The organism is Pseudomonas sp. D47 (assembly GCF_045447305.1).
Taxonomy (GTDB): domain Bacteria; phylum Pseudomonadota; class Gammaproteobacteria; order Pseudomonadales; family Pseudomonadaceae; genus Aquipseudomonas.
Genome location: NZ_JBJGXU010000010.1, coordinates 81,270 through 95,339 on the forward strand (window position 1 = coordinate 81,270; position 14,070 = coordinate 95,339).

The following is a 14,070-nucleotide window of genomic DNA, read 5'->3' on the forward strand; positions in this document are numbered from 1 at the left end:
ATATATGAATGAGCCGCTGCGCCAGCCCATTCACCCTCCTACTTAGTTAGGCCGCGGGGCTCGGCGCCAGGCCGTCGCCAAGGTCGAATACCCGCCCCTGGCAAACTGTACGAAAAAGCCACGCCATTCGGTCAGCGCGGAAATCATGCCGCGGGCCGCCATCACAATATTGCGCGTCATCCGGCCCTGGGCGGCCACGGGTAAGCCCGTCAGCGCAACGGCCAATGCCTCGACACCGGACGCGGCCCAGTGCGTCCACACCTGATTGAACATTCTGCTCAGCCCACCGTGCATCGTCGCGACAGGGTCCGGCAGCTGCAGGGTTTGGCCATGGGGATCGTGGACGGCCGTCGGGTGACCGCCACGAATCATCGTTCCCATCGCTCCGTCGTAAGCTTCTATTGCAGGTGAGACATTAGGTTGCATCAGCACAGGTACTTCCCCGCCGTATACCGCGTTAGCCACGGTTGCAAGGGCATAGGCCGCCGTCGCCCCGGCGGTGCGCGTCACCCTGCCCCGCAGGGGCGTGCTGCCCCAGGAGACGCCGGTACCGTGCCCACGCATGACCTGCTGCACGAGTTCCCTGGAGAGCGAGCGCACATGCCCGCCCAACCGCTGGACCGCCACCGGGTCCCAGCTGTGCTCCGCTTGATCACCTATCGAGTCGCCATAAACGGCATACCCCATACCCGCGGCACCTGCAAAAAGAGCACCGATCTGTGGCGCATGTTGCGTCCAGTTACCGGCGATACCGGTGCTCATGTGTGCCGTAGACACTGCATCCAGCACCGCGAGGGTAATGCGCAAGATTTGGTTGCGTTGCGCCGTGGGCTGGAGGGTGTTGAAGACCGCCAGATCGACGCCCGTCCAAAGGGTATTGGAGATATAGGTGGATAAACCATCACGAATCGCGGCCGATGAACCGGCCTGTATCCTGGGTCGAAAAACGCGCTCCATCAGCGCGAGCCTGCGGCTGATGGACAGCCTGCGCAGTTGCATCTGGCGCGGCTGCTCCAAAGCCGGTGTCGCCGCCAACCCCTGCTTATCAACCTTGGTAATGGGGTTACCGCCAACCATGGCGTACACATTCAAGCCATCGGCATCGCCGGTCGGGTCCGGGCTGATCCAGCGACACAACCACGGCGCGTAATACCTGAAGCCGTAGTAGGACAGCCCACTGGCATCGCGCTCCTTGCCCGAATAACGGATGAATTTATAGCTCGCTTCGCTGGCGCTTTTCGCCGCCCACCACGCGGTACCGCCGTAGGGATAGTAGCTTTCTTGGCTGAGCAGTTGTGCCTGCTCGCCCAGCTCCATAGTGCTGCTGCCCAAGTGGTCCGACAAGCCATAACGGATCTGCACATCCTGGCGGCCCCCCGAAGGGTGACGATCCCAGGACAGTACCCGAACGGTGAGGGTACCGACGTCGAGGTTGAGTACATTCAGTTGCTCACCCGTTGCACTGTCATGGCGAATCTCCAATCCTGGCAAGTAGCGCACCTGCGCCGTATGCACCACGCCCTTGGCTTGGGTTACCCGGTGCTTGAGGAGGCGTCGACCGGTCGCATCGTACGCGTAGCGTTCCTCATCGTCGTTTCCTCCCTCGCGCAGCACCTGCGTGATGCGCACCAGTTGATTGCGCACATCCCAGCCCATCCCATGGTCGCCCTCCAGCGCTTGCAAATTGCCGTTGCGGTCAAAGTCCTGCCCCAACCCCGGCACAGCACTGCCATCGGCCTGCGGCACGAAATGATTGCTGCGGGCGGCCACGCTCATCTGGCGCGTGAAACCCGTGCCGCTGCTGGGCACATGCTGCAACTCAAGCAAATTGCCGGCCACGTCATAGCTGAACTGCTGGGTGTAACGACGCCAGACGCTGTCGTCAGTCGACCCGAACGCCACCCTCGCCGGTAACGCGGGGCCACCCTTGTTGCCGGCGGTTTCGCGCCCGGTGGCCTTGGTCAATTGCGATAACGTGTCGTACTCATAGACGCTGGCCGAACTGATCCGGGTGTTGCTCGACCATTGTGTCGGCTGGGCCAGATCGTCGATTCGCACAATGTTGCCGACGCAATCATAATCGTAGGTCAGATCTTGCAGCGCTGTGCTCGTCGGCCCTTGCACACGGGCACTCATCTGCCGCAAGCGACCATCGGCTTCACGGTAGAGCAAGGTACGCACAACGCCATTCCCGGCGCGCTCACTGATCACTTGACCCGCCGCATTGTAGCGACGCTGGCCCATTAACTGCGTGCGCACGCCGCCCGTGGGCAACACAAAGATGCTCGCCGGCTGGCCGTCAATGCCATAGGCATACTCAAGGCGATTGCCCTTGGCATCCACATGATGCAGGCGCTCACCCAGCGCGTTGAAACCCGTTGATGTCTGGAAACGCTCAGGTTCCAGGCGCACGTCGCGCTGTACATCGAGCAGCGGCCAACCCAGCACAGCGCTCGCCTGCCGGAAGCGTCGAGTCTGCTGGACAACCCCGCCGTGCAGCCCATAAAACTCGTGGAACAACGAACCGCCGCCGTCATCATGACGAATCACCTGGCCACAGCGATTGCGTGCGGCCTCTTCGTCCGAGCGTGAAGCGTAGGCAAGACGCTCGACACACAGGGGTTGCTCGTCATTGGCCGCCTGCTCGAAGACGGCGACGGGCCGCACGTATTGGTCGTAGTGATGCGCCTGATGGGCGCCCCGCCCATCCCACTCTTCCAGTAACTGCCCGGCCTCACCCGGCAACGTAAGCCGCCAGCCGGCATCCACGCTGTCGATGCGCAACGCATGCCCGCCAAGACTGTAGACCGTGCGTTGATTGGCCTGAGTGCCAGCCTGTGAACGCGACAATTGCAACAGCCGCGGATCCCACTGCTCAATCATCAAGCCAGAACTGCCAAACACCTGACGATGAATACGCACTTGCGGCTCAACCTGTGCCCTTGAGCGGTGATACTCGATGTTACGGACGATCAATCCACGCGGGTCGAAAGCGGCCAGGGATGGCGTATTTCGATGGATGGAATTAGACATGACCTCAAGACCCTATTTCTGAATAAGTAGTCTTGAAAGCCTAAGGATGTTGGGGGGGGAGCAAGGTGGTACTGGAAGATATTTTATGTATCCGGGGCTGGCATCGCCTCGACCCGCTCGCGCGGGTCGAGACGATATTCAATGCCCGCCGGCGCAGGTCGGCGAGGCCGGGGCTGCGTCGATTCTCGCCCATTCTTCAGGCGTGTAGGTATGCAGCGCCAACGCATGAAATTCGCTCATCAGGTCACCCAACGTGGCGTAGACCGTCTGGTGGCGCTTGACGCGGTTAAGCCCCTCGAACTGCTGGCTGACCAGCACGGCCTTGAAGTGGGTCTGCAACCCACGGCTGTGCATGTGGCTTTCATCCAGCACGCTCATGTGTTGCGGGCTCAGGGCGGCGAGCGCCGTTTCGATACGCTGTTGCATGGTCATTCCTGCTTACTTCTTCTTGGCCGGTGCAGCAGCTTTAGGCGTCAGCTCGTTGGTCATGTCTTCCAACAGCTTGTTCACCACCGGCACGGCGCTTTCCAGCTTGGCCTGGGTCATCTGGGCCGATTGCTGGGTCAGTTGCGGCATTTTTTCCAGGACTTTCTTGCCCAGTGGCGACTGGTAGAACGCAACCAGGTCCTTGAGCTCGGATTCGCTGAAGTTAGTGGTGTAGAGCTTGACCATGTCCGGTTTCAGCTTCGGCCAGCCGATAGCCTGGTCCAGGGCAGCGTTAGCCTTGGCCTGGTAGGTGTCCAGTACGGACTGCTTGGCGGCAGGCGCCTTGGTCTGTTCGAAACGCTGGGCGAACATTTGCTGCACTTGCATGTACACCGGGGTACCCAGCTTGTCAGCGTGGGCCAGGGTAAGGAAGGCTTCGGCACTGGCGTTATGGCTGGCGGTATCGGCAAAGACTTGGCCGCTGGCGCAAACCAGAGCAACCGCGGTACAGATGGCACGAAGACGAGTCATCGAGTTTCCTTTCTAGCAGGCGAGGTAAGACCCCAAGGGCGCCCATTCTGCGCCTAAAAAACCTCCCGGCTCAACCCCAGGCCCTGTTGGGCCTGGTTTTGCGGGACTTGCATCCGATGAAAAGTCTTTTAGGGAACCCCCAAAGCCCATCACGGCCTAAACTGCGCAAACGAACCTGAAGGAGTGTGCCCGATGAGCCGTATCGAAACCGACAGCCTGGGAGAAGTCCATGTCCCGGATGACGCTTACTGGGGCGCGCAGACCCAACGTTCACTGGTGAACTTCGCCATCGGCGAGCAACGCATGCCATTGGCGGTACTGCACGCCCTGGCCCTGATCAAGAAAGCTGCGGCGCGGGTCAACGACCGCAATGGCGATTTGCCCGCCGACATCGCCCGCCTGATCGAACAGGCCGCCGATGAAGTGCTCGACGGTCAACATGACGACCAGTTCCCGCTGGTGGTGTGGCAGACCGGCAGCGGCACCCAGAGCAACATGAACGCCAACGAAGTGATCGCCGGCCGTGCCAACGAGCTGTCGGGCAAGACCCGCGGCGGCAAGAGCCCGGTGCACCCTAACGATCATGTGAACCGCTCCCAGAGTTCCAACGACTGCTTCCCCACCGCCATGAGCATCGCGACGGTGCAGGCGGTGAACAAACAGCTGCTGCCGGCGATCACCCACCTGTCGGGTGGGCTGGCAGAACTGTCGGCGCGGCACATGAAGCTGGTCAAGACCGGCCGCACCCACATGATGGACGCCACGCCGATCACCTTTGGCCAGGAAGTCTCAGCGTTTATCGCACAGCTCGATTACGCCGAACGCGCGATCCGCAGCGCCCTGCCCCCAGTCTGCGAACTGGCCCAAGGCGGCACCGCCGTCGGTACCGGGCTCAATTCGCCCCACGGCTTTGGCGAGGCGATTGCCGCCGAACTGGCCGCGCTGTCAGGGCTGCCATTCGTCACCGCACCGAACAAATTTGCCGCCCTCTCCGGCCATGAGCCGCTGGTAACCCTGCACGGCGCCCTAAAAACCCTGGCCGTGGCCCTGATGAAACTCGCCAACGACCTGCGCCTGCTCGGCTCCGGCCCACGCGCCGGGTTGGCAGAAGTGAAACTGCCGGCCAACGAGCCGGGCAGCTCGATCATGCCGGGCAAGGTCAACCCCACGCAGTGCGAAGCGCTGTCGATGCTGGCCTGCCAGGTGCTGGGCAATGACGTGACCATCGGCATTGCCGCCAGCCAAGGCCACTTGCAGTTGAACGTGTACAAGCCGGTGATCATCCACAACCTGCTGGAGTCGATCCGCCTGCTGGCCGACGGTTGCAACAACTTCCAGGAACACTGCATCGCCGGCCTTGAGCCCGACGCCGAGCAAATGGCCGAGCACCTGGAGCGCGGCCTGATGCTGGTGACAGCGCTCAACCCGCACATCGGCTACGACAAGTCGGCGCAGATCGCCAAAAAGGCTTACGCCGAAGGCCTGACGCTACGTGAGGCTGCGCTGGACCTGGGCTACCTCACCGATGAAGAGTTCGACCAGTGGGTACGCCCGGAAAACATGCTGGAAGCCGGTCATTAAGCTCAGGCTTTTGATCTGCTTTTGATCTTGATCTTGATCTAAGGCGCCCCGTTAACCACGATGGCCGAACGCAGGCTTGAATCCGTGGGTAACCCGGCAGGACGCCGGGTTAGCCGCGCTGGGCCAAGGATGGCCCATCGCGGCGGCCCACGGATTCAAGCCTGCGTGCGGGCATGCCGAGCCTAGGCGAGGCACCGAGTGGTGGGGCGAGGACTTTTTGGTTACTTTTTGGTCCTTCAAAAAGTGACCCGCTGTAAGAGCGGAACCATACTCAGCCGTTACCGCAGCAACGGATATGTACTCCGAATAGATACCCCAGCCAACCCACATACCGCCATCGCAGGCAAGCCAGCTCCCACATTTGAACCGGTTTACAAAAAATAAAGCTTCGCCGCCGCCTCGCCGGCCATTAAGACGCCAGCCGCACCCGCCGCGCCCTGAGCCCAGCCAGCAACGACGGCGCCAGCGCCACAGTCGCCGACCCCAACACCACCACCAACGCCCCGGCGTAACCCAGAGCATTAATCTCTTCGGCCTGCACAAAATCCGGCCATAACCACGCCGCCAACGCCACCGCCACAAACGTCACCAACGGCGTCAACGCCAACGTCGCACTGACCCGCGAAGCCTCCCAATGCGCCAGGGCTTCGGCAAACGCACCGTAAGCCACCAGCGTATTCATGCAGCACGCCAGCAACAGCCAGCCCTGCAGCGGGCTCAACTGCAACGCCTCCAGCGGATGCGCCCACGGCGTGAGCAGCACGGCGCACGACAGATAAATCACCATCATCACCTGCAGCGAATTCCACACCGTCAGCAACTGCTTCTGACCCAAGGCATAAAACACCCAAATGGTCGTAGCGAGCAGAATCGTCAACACCCCGGCGGTGTAGGTGCCCAAGGAGGTCAGCATTTCTACCAGGCGCTGGTTGAAAAACAGCCCGAAGCCAATGATCAGCACCACCAGGCCCATGCCTTGCCCCAGGCTGAAACGCTCCTTGAACACAAACACGCTGGCGACCATCAGAAAGATCGGCCCCATCTGCACCACCAACTGCGCCGTGCCAGGGCTGAGCATTTTCAGCCCGACCAGATACAGCACGTAGTTGCCCACCAGCCCGCACACCGCCATGGCTACCAGCCAGCCGCCCTTGGGGCCCAGGACCTTGCGGCTGGGCAGGCGTTTGGTGAGGGCCAGGTAGATAAATAAGCAGCTGCCGGCGACGATCAGGCGAAACCAGGTGACGGTCACCGGGTCCATCACCTGTAGCACTTGTTTGAGTTTGATCGGCAGAATGCCCCACAGAAACGCGGTCAGCAGGGTCAAGCCGAAGCCATAGACCCAGCGGCCGGAAGAGATGTGCATGAGTGCCCCGAATGCCTGAGGAAGTGGAACGGGCATTCTAGGTGGACCAAGGGGGACCTTGGCGAGCGATATTTTCCACAACACCCCAAATCAAAGGCGGGAGCTGGCTTGCCTGCGATGGCGGTGGGTCAGACAAAAAAATCTCGACTGATACACCGCCATCGCAGGCAAGCCAGTTCCCACATGGGCCCATGTTTTTCCAGTGAGATTTAGCGTACGGCTTCAAACAGGCCGGTGGCGCCCATGCCGCCGCCCACGCACATGGTGACAATGCCGTAACGCAGATTGCGTCGTTGCAGCTCGCGAACCAAATGCCCGACTTGCCGCGAACCGGTCATGCCGAAGGGGTGCCCAATCGAGATCGAGCCGCCGTTGACGTTGTACTTGGCGTTATCAATTTCCAGCCGGTCACGCGCATACAGGCACTGCGAGGCAAACGCTTCATTGAGTTCCCACAGGTCGATATCCGCCACCTGCAAGCCCTTGGCCTTGAGCAACTTGGGCACCGAGAACACCGGGCCGATGCCCATCTCGTCCGGCTCACAACCGGCCACGGTAAAGCCTCGGAAAAACGCCTTGGGCTTGAGGCCCAATTGCAGGGCTTTTTCCAGGCTCATCACCAGCGTCATCGAGGCGCCGTCGGAGAGCTGCGAGGAGTTGCCGGCTGTCACCGAGCCATCCTCGGCGAAGACCGGCTTCAACCCTTGCAGGCTGGCGAGCGTGGTGTCAGGTCGGTTGCAGTCGTCGCGATCAACCACGCCCTCCAGCACCTGCACTTCGCCGGTGTGCTTGTCCTCGACCTTGTACTTCACCGCCATCGGCACGATCTCATCACTGAACAAACCATCAGCCTGGGCCTGGGCGGTGCGCTGCTGGCTTTGCAGGGCGTACAGGTCTTGCTCCTCACGGCTGACGTGATAACGGCGTGCGACAATCTCAGCCGTCTGGCCCATGGGGAAGTAGATGCCCGGCACCTGCTCTTTAAGCAGCGGGTTGATCAGGTTGTCCGTGTTGACGCTTTTCATGGTCAGGCTGATCGACTCAACGCCACCGGCGACGATAATGTCGCTGCAACCCGAGGCAATCTGGTTGGCGGCAATGGCAATCGCCTGCAAGCCTGAGGAGCAGAAGCGGTTGAGAGTCATCCCAGCGGTACCGGTGCCCAATTGCGAGAGCACCGCCACATTGCGCCCGATGTTGTAGCCCTGGGCGCCTTCATTGGAGCCGGCACCGACGATGCAATCCTCGACCGTCGCCGGGTCGATGCCATGGCGGGTCAGCAGGGCGTTGACGCAATGGGCCGCCATATCATCGGGACGGGTCTGGTTGAACTTGCCGCGAAAGGATTTGGCCAGGCCGGTTCGCACGCTGTCGACGATCACTACTTCACGCATGGGCTACCTCGATCTTGTCGTTGTTGGGAGATGGATCGAGGATAGAACCGGGCCCTCCTGACTGCGATGATCATTCACCCGGTAGATACAAAAGCATGGTGCAGAACACTGCCTTGTGGCGAGCAGGCTTGTCGGGCCGCTCGCCACAACAAACCCGCTCACCACAGACAACGCTATTTCTTTGTCTTCTTATCGTGCTTGTCAGTCTTATCGAACGCCTCTTCCAGCGCGCGGTTGATGGTGCGCAGCACCTTGACCCGCGCCCAGCGCTTGTCGTTGGCTTCCACCAGGGTCCACGGCGAGACTTCCGTGCTGGTGCGGTCGACCATATCGCCCACGGCGGCGCGGTAGTCGTCCCACTTGTCGCGGTTACGCCAATCGTCCTCGGTGATCTTGAAGCGCTTGAACGGGATCTCCTCACGGGCCTGGAAGCGCTCCAGCTGGGTCTGTTTGTCGATGGCCAGCCAGAACTTGACCACGATCACCCCCGCGTCGCGCAGCTGCTCTTCAAAGTCATTGATCTCGCCGTAGGCCCGCATCCAGTCCGCCGGGGTGCAGAAGCCTTCGATGCGCTCCACCAACACGCGGCCGTACCACGAACGGTCGAACACAGTGAACATGCCGCGTGCCGGGATCTTCTGCCAGAACCGCCACAGGTAAGGCTGGGCACGCTCGTCTTCACTCGGCGCGGCAATCGGCACGATGTGATACTGGCGCGGGTCCAGCGCCGCCGCCACCCGCCGGATCGCCCCGCCTTTGCCCGCCGCGTCGTTGCCTTCGAATACGGTGACCAGCGCGTGCTTGCGCATGCGTTTGTCGCGCATCAGGCCGGAGAAGCGCGCCTGTTCGGTGATCAGCTGTTCTTCGTAATCGTCCTTGTCCAGGTGCAAGGTCATGTCGAGGCTGTCGAGCAGGCTCTTGCGGTCCACCGACGCCAACAACGGCGCCGGGTTCATGCCGCTGGCCTTGCCCTTGGGCAGTTTCAAGGCATTTTGCAGGCTCTCAAGCAGGATTTTGCCCACGGTGAGGCTGCGGTAATTAGCGTCAACGCCTTCGATCACGTGCCACGGCGCGTAGTCACGGCTGGTGCGGCGCAGAATGCGCTCGCCGAAATGCACAAACTTGTCGTAGGTCTCCGATTGCTGCCAGTCCAGCGGGCTGATGCGCCAGCTGTGCAGCGGGTCATCGGCCAAGGCCTTGAGCCGCGCTTTCATCTGCTTCTTGGACAAGTGGAACCAGAACTTGAAGATCAGCGCGCCTTCGTCACAGAGCATCTTTTCCAGGCGCTCGGCACCGGCGATGGCCTGGTCCAGGCGGGCGTTCTTGAGCTGGCCGTGCACCCGGCCTTGCAGCATCTGGCTGTACCAGTTGCCAAAAAAGATGCCCATGCGGCCTTTGGCGGGCAGTTGCCGCCAGTAGCGCCAGGCCGGCGGGCGCGCCAGTTCTTCGTCGGTCTGCTGGTCGAAGGTGCGCACCTCGATCAGGCGTGGGTCCATCCATTCATTGAGCAGCTTGACGGTCTCGCCCTTGCCGGCGCCTTCAATGCCGTTGATCAGGATGATCACCGGGAAGCGCTTCTGCTGTTGCAGCTCGTACTGCACCTCCAACAAGGCCTCGCGCAGGGCCGGCACTTCGGCGTCGTAGGTGTCTTTGTCGATGGCGTGACCGATTTCGGCGGATTCGAACATGGGCAGCTCCGTTTCAAGATGGCTCAAGACTAGCGGATTGGGCAACAATGCGCGGGAGGAAATTCCACACGTAGTTGCCTTGGGTCAATTCAACGTCTATTGATCAGCTAGAATGGCCGCCTTGTCTTTACCGAGCCGCCCATGAACCCCATCACCCACGCCCAGCTCGACTGGGATGACCAAGGTCGCCCGCACTCGCGGGTCTTCGACGATGTGTATTTTTCCGACAAATCCGGCCTTGAAGAAACCCGCTATGTGTTCCTCGAACAGAACCGTTTGCAGGAGCGTTTTGCCGCCTTGCCGGCGGGCGGACGATTGGTGATTGGCGAGACCGGTTTCGGCACCGGCTTGAATTTTCTCTGCGCCTGGCAGCTGTTTGAGCAACACGCGGTGGCCGGTGCACGCCTGCATTTTGTCAGCGTGGAAAAGTACCCACTGAGCCACGCCGACCTGCAACGCGCCCTCGCCCTCTGGCCGGAACTTGCGCCCTTCGCCGAGCAATTGTTGGCCCAGTACATTGCCATCCACCCAGGCTTCCAACGCCTGGTGCTGGACAATGGCCGTGTGACCCTCACGCTGTTGATCGGTGACGCCCTGGAGCAACTGCCGCAGCTGGATGCACAGGTTGACGCGTGGTTTCTCGACGGCTTCGCACCGGCGAAAAACCCCGACATGTGGACCGCCGAACTGTTTGCCGAACTGGCCCGCTTGGCCGCACCGGCTTCAACCATCAGCACCTTTACCAGCACCGGCTGGGTACGGCGCCTGATCAATGCCGCCGGGTTCAAGATGAAGCGCACGCCGGGCATCGGGCATAAATGGGAGATCCTGCGCGGTGAGTTTCTCGGCTGGCCCGAGGACGCGACACCACTGGCCAAAGCCAAACCCTGGTTCTCCCGCCCGGCAACTGTCGAAGGCGAGCGCCACGCCATGGTCATCGGCGGCGGCTTGGCCGGTTGCGCCACTGCCGCCAGCCTGGCCGCGCGCGGTTGGCGCGTCAGCTTGGTGGAGCGCCACGCCGCCCTGGCCCAGGAAGCGTCCGGCAACCCGCAGGGCGTGCTGTACCTCAAGCTGTCGGCCCATGGCACGGCGTTGTCGCAACTGATCCTCAGCGGCTTCGGCCACACGCGACGTCTGTTGGAGCACCTGCACCGAGGTGTCGATTGGGATGGCTGCGGTGTGCTGCAACTGGCGTTCGACGCCAAGGAAGCCCAGCGTCAGGCACAACTGGCTGAGGCGTTTGCGCCCGAGTTGCTGCACCTGCTGGACCGTGAACACGCGCAACAACAGGCCGGCATCGACCTGGCCCAGGGCGGCCTGTTTTTCCCGCAAGGCGGTTGGGTGCATCCGCCCGCGCTGTGCCACTGGCAAGCGGCGCATCCGCTGATTGAGGTGCTCCCCCATCACGATGCCCTGGAGCTGCACCGGGTCAACGACCAGTGGCAGGCCCGCGACGGTGACTGCGTGCTGGTAAGCGCCAGTGTGGTGGTGCTCGCTGGAGCCGCCGACATCAAGCGGTTCCCACTGAGCGCCGACTTGCCGCTCAAGCGTATCCGCGGGCAAATCACCCGGCTGGCGCAAACGGCGGCGAGTACGGCCTTGGCCACGGTGGTCTGCGCCGAAGGCTACGTCGCGCCCGCCCGGCTTGGCGAGCACACCTTGGGCGCCAGTTTTGATTTCAACAATGAAGACCTCACGCCCACCGTCGCCGAACATGCCGGCAACCTCGAAATGCTGCGGGAGATTTCTGAAGACCTGCTGCAGCGCCTGGGCGCCGACGCACTGGCTCCCGAACAGTTGGAAGGCCGCGCTGCTTTCCGCTGCACCAGCCCTGACTACCTGCCGATCGTCGGGCCGTTGGCCGACCAGGACGCCTTCCGACACGCCTATGCCGTACTCAGCAAAGACGCCCGCCAAGTGCCGGACACGCCTTGCCCGTGGCTGCCAGGGTTGTACATCAACAGCGGCCACGGCTCACGCGGGCTGATTACCGCGCCACTGTGCGGCGAGTTGCTGGCAGCCTGGCTCAGCGACGAGCCGCTGCCCGTTCCGGCCAGCGTGGCAGAGGCCTGCCACCCGAATCGGTTTGCCCTGCGCGCACTGGTCAGAGGCAAGGCAGCGACACAGAAATAGCGGGATTGCAGGCGTCGCGGCAATTTGCCTTATAACTTATCGGTCTAAAACTCCACGCATAGCACTGGGTCAGTTTCTGGGTACGCGCCCTTCGGGCGTATTGAGTATTGACCCTCCCCAACGGAAAAACCGGTAAGGAATTTATGTGCGGATTAGCTGGAGAATTACGTTTCGATGCCCAACCTGCCGACCTGGCAGCGATTGAGCGCATCACCCATCACCTGGCCCCTCGCGGCCCCGACGCCTGGGGCTTCCACGCCCAAGGGCCGATTGCCCTGGGCCACCGGCGCCTGAAAATCATGGACCTCTCGGACGGCTCGGCCCAGCCGATGGTCGACGCCCAGCTTGGGCTGTCGCTGGCGTTCAACGGCGCCATCTATAACTTCCCGGAATTGCGGCAAGAACTGGAAGCCCTGGGCTATGCCTTCTATTCCGGCGGCGACACCGAAGTGCTGCTCAAGGGCTACCACGCCTGGGGCGAAGCACTGCTGCCCAAGCTCAACGGCATGTTCGCGTTTGCCATCTGGGAGCGCGACGCGCAGCGCCTGTTTATCGCCCGTGACCGCCTGGGCGTGAAGCCTTTGTACCTGTCGCGTACCGGCCAGCGCCTGCGCTTCGCCTCGGCCTTGCCGGCACTGCTCAAGGGCGGCGATATCAACCCGATCCTCGACCCGGTCGCGCTTAACCACTACCTGAACTTCCACGCCGTAGTACCGGCGCCGCGCACCTTGCTGGCGGGCATTGAAAAGCTGCCGCCGGCGAGCTGGATGCGCATCGACGCCCATGGCGACACCGAGCAGAAAACCTGGTGGACCCTGCCCTACGGCCCCCATGAGGATGAAAAAAACCTCACGCTGCAAGACTGGACCGACCGCGTGCTCGACAGCACCCGCGAAGCCGTGGCGATCCGCCAACGTGCCGCCGTGGACGTCGGCGTGCTGCTGTCCGGCGGTGTCGATTCGAGCATGCTCGTCGGCCTGCTGCGTGAAGTCGGCGTGCAGGATTTATCGACCTTCTCCATCGGTTTTGAAGACGCCGGTGGCGAGCGCGGCGACGAGTTCCAGTACTCGGACCTGATCGCCAAGCACTACGGCACCCGTCACCACCAACTGCGCATCGCCGAAAGCGAAATCATCGAGCAACTGCCGGCGGCATTCCGCGCCATGAGCGAGCCGATGGTCAGCCACGACTGCATCGCCTTCTACCTGCTGTCGCGAGAAGTGGCCAAGCATTGCAAGGTGGTACAAAGCGGCCAGGGCGCCGATGAGCTGTTCGCCGGTTACCACTGGTACCCTCAAGTGGACGGCGCCAGCGACCCGTATGCCGCCTACCGCGACGCGTTTTTCGACCGCAGCTACGACGATTACGCCGCCACCGTCGCGCCGAAATGGCTGACCGCCAATGACGCCGCCGGTGACTTTGTGCGCGAACATTTCGCCATGCCGGGCGCCGACGCCGCCGTGGACAAGGCCCTGCGCCTGGACAGCACGGTGATGCTGGTGGACGACCCGGTCAAACGCGTCGACAACATGACCATGGCCTGGGGCCTGGAAGCGCGCACGCCGTTTCTGGATTACCGCCTCGTCGAACTCTCGGCCCGCGTACCCGGCAAGTTCAAGTTGCCCGACGGTGGCAAGCAGGTGCTCAAAGAGGCCGCGCGCCGCGTCATCCCGAGCGAAGTCATCGACCGCAAGAAAGGCTACTTCCCCGTGCCGGGCCTCAAGCATTTGCAGGGCGACACCTTGAACTGGGTGCGAGAACTGCTGCTGGACCCGAGCCAGGATCGCGGCCTGTTCAACCCGGCCATGCTTGACCGCCTGTTGACCGACCCGCAGGGCCAACTGACCCCGCTGCGTGGCTCCAAGCTGTGGCAACTGGCGGCGCTGAACCTGTGGCTCAGCGAACAAGGAATCTGATT

At 62.2% G+C, this 14,070-nt stretch carries 9 protein-coding genes; 3 read left to right on the forward strand and 6 right to left on the reverse strand.

What is annotated here, in order from left to right:
* Positions 1-42: 42 nt before the first annotated feature.
* The 3 genes from ACI77I_RS09840 to ACI77I_RS09850 form a co-directional block, all read right to left on the reverse strand.
* On the reverse strand, positions 43-3,033 hold the full coding sequence (locus ACI77I_RS09840; protein WP_406997408.1) for an RHS repeat-associated core domain-containing protein: 2,991 nt from the start codon (positions 3,031-3,033) through the stop codon (positions 43-45).
* A gap of 138 nt (positions 3,034-3,171) precedes the next feature.
* Positions 3,172-3,465: a BolA family transcriptional regulator gene (locus ACI77I_RS09845; RefSeq protein ID WP_094949881.1), complete on the reverse strand. Its 294-nt coding sequence runs from the start codon at positions 3,463-3,465 to the stop codon at positions 3,172-3,174.
* A gap of 6 nt (positions 3,466-3,471) precedes the next feature.
* Entirely contained in the window at positions 3,472-3,990 is a 519-nt protein-coding gene (locus tag ACI77I_RS09850) for a DUF2059 domain-containing protein (protein ID WP_094949882.1), read from the reverse strand.
* 192 nt (positions 3,991-4,182) lie between these two features.
* On the opposite strand from ACI77I_RS09850, the gene ACI77I_RS09855 reads away from it, so the two are divergent.
* Positions 4,183-5,571 carry a class II fumarate hydratase gene (locus ACI77I_RS09855; protein WP_094949883.1) on the forward strand — a complete coding sequence of 463 codons (1,389 nt, stop codon included), beginning with the start codon at positions 4,183-4,185 and terminating at the stop codon, positions 5,569-5,571.
* A 409-nt stretch (positions 5,572-5,980) separates the two neighbouring features.
* On the opposite strand, the gene ACI77I_RS09860 is transcribed toward ACI77I_RS09855, so the two are convergent.
* From ACI77I_RS09860 to pap, 3 genes are all read right to left on the reverse strand, one after another.
* Complete coding sequence (locus ACI77I_RS09860) at positions 5,981-6,937, reverse strand: DMT family transporter (RefSeq protein WP_094953527.1); 957 nt, start codon at positions 6,935-6,937, stop codon at positions 5,981-5,983.
* A 209-nt stretch (positions 6,938-7,146) separates the two neighbouring features.
* Positions 7,147-8,331: a thiolase family protein gene (locus ACI77I_RS09865; RefSeq protein WP_263273669.1), complete on the reverse strand. Its 1,185-nt coding sequence runs from the start codon at positions 8,329-8,331 to the stop codon at positions 7,147-7,149.
* A 173-nt stretch (positions 8,332-8,504) separates the two neighbouring features.
* Positions 8,505-10,019, reverse strand: coding sequence for a polyphosphate:AMP phosphotransferase (gene pap, locus ACI77I_RS09870; RefSeq protein WP_094953529.1), 1,515 nt, complete (start codon positions 10,017-10,019; stop codon positions 8,505-8,507).
* Positions 10,020-10,160: 141 nt separating this feature from the next.
* Between pap and mnmC the strand changes: the two genes are divergently transcribed.
* A complete protein-coding gene (mnmC, locus tag ACI77I_RS09875; protein WP_406997409.1) occupies positions 10,161-12,152 on the forward strand; it encodes a bifunctional tRNA (5-methylaminomethyl-2-thiouridine)(34)-methyltransferase MnmD/FAD-dependent 5-carboxymethylaminomethyl-2-thiouridine(34) oxidoreductase MnmC in 1,992 nt (663 codons plus the stop codon).
* Positions 12,153-12,295: 143 nt separating this feature from the next.
* Positions 12,296-14,068, forward strand: a complete 1,773-nt coding sequence (locus tag ACI77I_RS09880; RefSeq protein ID WP_094953531.1) for an N-acetylglutaminylglutamine amidotransferase — start codon at positions 12,296-12,298, stop codon at positions 14,066-14,068.
* The last annotated feature ends 2 nt before the right edge of the window (positions 14,069-14,070 follow it).